Source organism: Acidimicrobiia bacterium (assembly GCA_016650365.1).
Classification (GTDB): Bacteria; Actinomycetota; Acidimicrobiia; order Spongiisociales; family JAENVV01; genus JAENVV01.
On the sequence record JAENVV010000283.1, the window covers coordinates 1 to 3412 of the forward strand.

Consider the following 3412-nt stretch of genomic DNA (forward strand, 5'->3'; position numbering starts at 1 on the left):
CGAAGCACCCGAAACGGTTCGTCGAAGGCATCGCCTGCCAACCGACCGTGGGCAAGCATGGCCGCTTCCGTGTCGGCGAAGATGCCCATATCGCGCATTACCTTGACGAAAAATCGGGAGTAGAGCAGATGCATGACCGCGTGCTCTGCGCCTCCGGTGTACACATCGACCGGCAGCCAGTAGGCAGCTTCTTCAGGATCGAACGGTGCGTCGTCGAAATTCGGCGACAGGTACCGGAACCAGTACCACGACGAGCACATAAAAGTATCCAGCGTGTCGGTTTCGCGCCGGGCCGGATGGCCGTCCGAATCAAGTACTGATAGGAAAGCATCGTCGTCGACGAGCGGGCTACGGCCCTCGAACACCACGTCTTCAGGGAGTACCACCGGAAGCTGGTCATCGGGCACCGCTTCAAGAGTGCCATCCTGACGGTGGATGATCGGAATCGGCGATCCCCAATAACGCTGTCGGGAAATCAGCCAGTCCCGCAACCGATAATTGATGGCTTCAACCCCACACCCGTGGGACTCGATCCAGTCGATGGCGGCCGAGACGGACGGATTCTTGCGGCCCTTGGCATCAGTCGTTTCGACCCCGTTCAAGGGTCCACTGCTGGTCATGATTCCCGGACCAACGTAACCGTCGACCATGTCGTCGGCCACGAGCGGTTCGCTTCCTTGCGGAATGATCACCGGTACGATCGGAAGGTCGAACGCCCGGGCGAACTCAAAATCGCGATGGTCGTGCGCCGGCACCGCCATGATGGCTCCCGTGCCGTATGACACAAGAACATAATCTGCGATCCAAACCGGGATACGCTCTCCGGTAACCGGGTTGATGGCGTAGCCACCAGTGAAGACGCCGGTCTTGTCGCGATCTTCCTCCATCCGTTCGAGCTCCGAACGGGCGGCGGCGGCGATTCGATACGCGTCAACGGCCTCTCGCTGGGCCGGACTCGTCAACTCGTCAACGAGGACATGTTCAGGCGCCAGCACCATGAAGGTGGCTCCCCACAATGTGTCAGGACGGGTTGTGAACACTTCGATCTCGGACCCCGTCTCGGTGGCGAAACGAACCCGGGCCCCTTCTGACCGGCCGATCCAGTTGGTTTGCATGCTCTTGATCGGATCGGGCCAGTCGATATCGTCAAAGCTGAGGAGCTCGTCGGCATATTTGGTGATCGAAAAGAACCACTGCTCCATGAGCTTCTGTATGACCGGTTGGCCGGTCCGCTCATCCCGGCCGTCGATGACTTGCTCATTGGCAAGGACGGTCTGGAGAGTCGGCGACCAGTTGACCATCGCCTCACCGCGATAGGCGATGCCATGTTCGAACATTCTCGTGAAGAACCATTCAGTCCACTTGTAGTAGGACGGTTCACAGCTGACCGCCTGTCGTTGCCAATCAAACATGGCGCCCATCGACCGAAGCTGCTTGCGCATTCTCTCCATGTTCGAATGGGTCCATTTGGCCGGATGGATGTTGCGTTGAACTGCGGCGTTTTCGGCCGGGAGCCCGAAGGCATCAAAGCCGATCGGGAACAACACGTTGTACCCCTTCATGCGCATGTAGCGAGCCCGCGTGTCGGATGGGGTCATGGCATACCAGTGCCCGATGTGCAGGTCACCCGATGGGTAAGGCAACATCGTCAAGGCGTAATGTTTTGGTCTGGACCAGTCGACCTGGGACCGATAGAGACCCTCGGCTTCCCAGTCGGTCTGCCATCTCGATTCAAGCTCTGCAAAGTCGTACGCGGACACGATTTCTCCGGTATTCGGGGTTCGTCAGGCTACCAGCCTGAAGCAACGCACCAGCTTTGATTAACTGCGCTCCTGGCTTAGGCCGTGCCGGACGGAGGCTGAGTCCCGCCTTCTGACTCGTCGCGCAAGAACCGTTCGATTTCCAGACCGATTTGCTCGGCTGACGGCACGGCATCATCCTCGCTCGACAGCGTCTCGAGCCGTTCGATATGGGCGGCAATGTCTGGCTGTTGAGCAGCCATTTCGTCCAACTGGACGCGCTGTTGATCGGCCCGATCCGCCAGGTCGTTGAGCGGGAACATCACGTCGAGATGACGACCAACTCGTTCGACCAACGTGATGACCGCTTGGGTAAAGGGCTGATTCATGTAATGCGGTACCTGTGCCCAGAAGCCGGCCGTTGGCACTCCAAGTTTGCCTAGATGCCACTCGGTGGCGGTCACCGCCCCGGATGGGACCATCAGCAAACCTTCGGCGACGCGTTCTCCCTCGGCCGAGAAATCTCGCTGCATCGACGTATTCAAAACCGGGGTTGGCAACGTGTGCGGCACCGGACCAGGCACCGAACCGATCGCTATCAGCTGGGACACTCCGAATTGTTGGGTCAGTTCGTACATGGACTTGACGAACCCATGCCACCGAAACTCAGGTTCGGTGCCTGACACAACGAGCAGATCGGTGCCGTCGATGGATCGAGCCGTGATGCTGATTTCGGGATACTCAACTGCGGTCAGCTTTCCATCGATGAACGAGGCGGTGGGACGGTTGACCCGATAGTCAAACAAAGCGTCGGCGTCGAAGTGTCCAACCACCTCGCCCCCGGACGCAATCAGACCGGCCGCCTCTGTGCCGACCCCACCCGCGTCAACCCATCCCGTAAAGCTCAGCAGCAGGACAGGCGCGTGAAGATCGACCGATCGTTCAATCGTATACATAGACACAGGATGGCGCATCTGACCGGTAATACCAACCTGCCTAGGCTGGAGGCATGCAGATCGATCATGTTCAACTGTCGGGACCGCCTGGCTGCGAGCCTGCCATGCGGGTCTTTTGGACACTTCTGGGATTTGTCGAGATCCCCAAACCGGACGCGTTGGTATCCCGGGGTGGGTGCTGGTTTCGGAACGGGAATGCCGAAGTCCACATCGGTATAGAAACACCGTTTACTCCGGCGATCAAGGCTCATCCCGGCCTGGCGGTTGCCGACCTCGACGACCTTTCGCGACTACTGATCGATGCAGACGGGGATCCCGTTTGGGACGACCTTTGGCCCGGGCGCCGGCGCTTCTATGTGACGGACCCGGTGGGCAACCGTCTCGAATTCCTCGACGAACGGGCCTGAGACTCGACCGGAGCTTCAGCTCTTGATCAAAATGCCGATTCACAATCCATGGCTTCGTTCGGCGCGCTGTTTTTGGCACTTTCCCTGGTTGTGTTGCCCCCGGGTGGGTCGTTTATCGACGACGACGCCAACGTGCACGAAGGATCCATCGAAGCGATCGCCCAAGAAGGCATCACCCGGGGCTGCAACCCACCAACCAACAACCGCTACTGCCCCACCCGCACCGTCAACCGCGAACAAATGGCCGCCTTCCTCGCCAGAGCCCTCCACCTCCCCACCACCGGACACGACTACTTCACCGACGACAACG

The 3412-nt window shown here is 59.4% G+C and carries 4 protein-coding genes; 2 read left to right on the forward strand and 2 right to left on the reverse strand.

What is annotated here, in order from left to right:
• Both JJE47_15755 and JJE47_15760 read right to left on the reverse strand, forming a co-directional pair.
• The coding region (locus JJE47_15755; GenBank protein MBK5268874.1) for a leucine--tRNA ligase at positions 1-1763 on the reverse strand (1763 nt) is incomplete at its 3' end.
• Positions 1764-1837: 74 nt separating this feature from the next.
• Positions 1838-2695 (reverse strand): PAC2 family protein, encoded by an 858-nt coding sequence (locus JJE47_15760; protein MBK5268875.1) that lies wholly within the window; start codon positions 2693-2695, stop codon positions 1838-1840.
• A gap of 53 nt (positions 2696-2748) precedes the next feature.
• On the opposite strand from JJE47_15760, the gene JJE47_15765 reads away from it, so the two are divergent.
• Positions 2749-3102, forward strand: coding sequence for a glyoxalase (locus JJE47_15765; GenBank protein MBK5268876.1), 354 nt, complete (start codon positions 2749-2751; stop codon positions 3100-3102).
• A 48-nt stretch (positions 3103-3150) separates the two neighbouring features.
• Positions 3151-3412, forward strand: a 262-nt coding sequence (locus tag JJE47_15770; protein MBK5268877.1) for a hypothetical protein, incomplete at its 3' end; no start/stop codon positions are given.

Coding starts and splice junctions, on each gene's coding strand:
- JJE47_15760 (MBK5268875.1), bottom strand. CDS start 2,695: ATGTATACGATTGAACGATCGGTCGATCTTCACGCGCCTGTCCTGCTG.
- JJE47_15765 (MBK5268876.1), top strand. CDS start 2,749: ATGCAGATCGATCATGTTCAACTGTCGGGACCGCCTGGCTGCGAGCCT.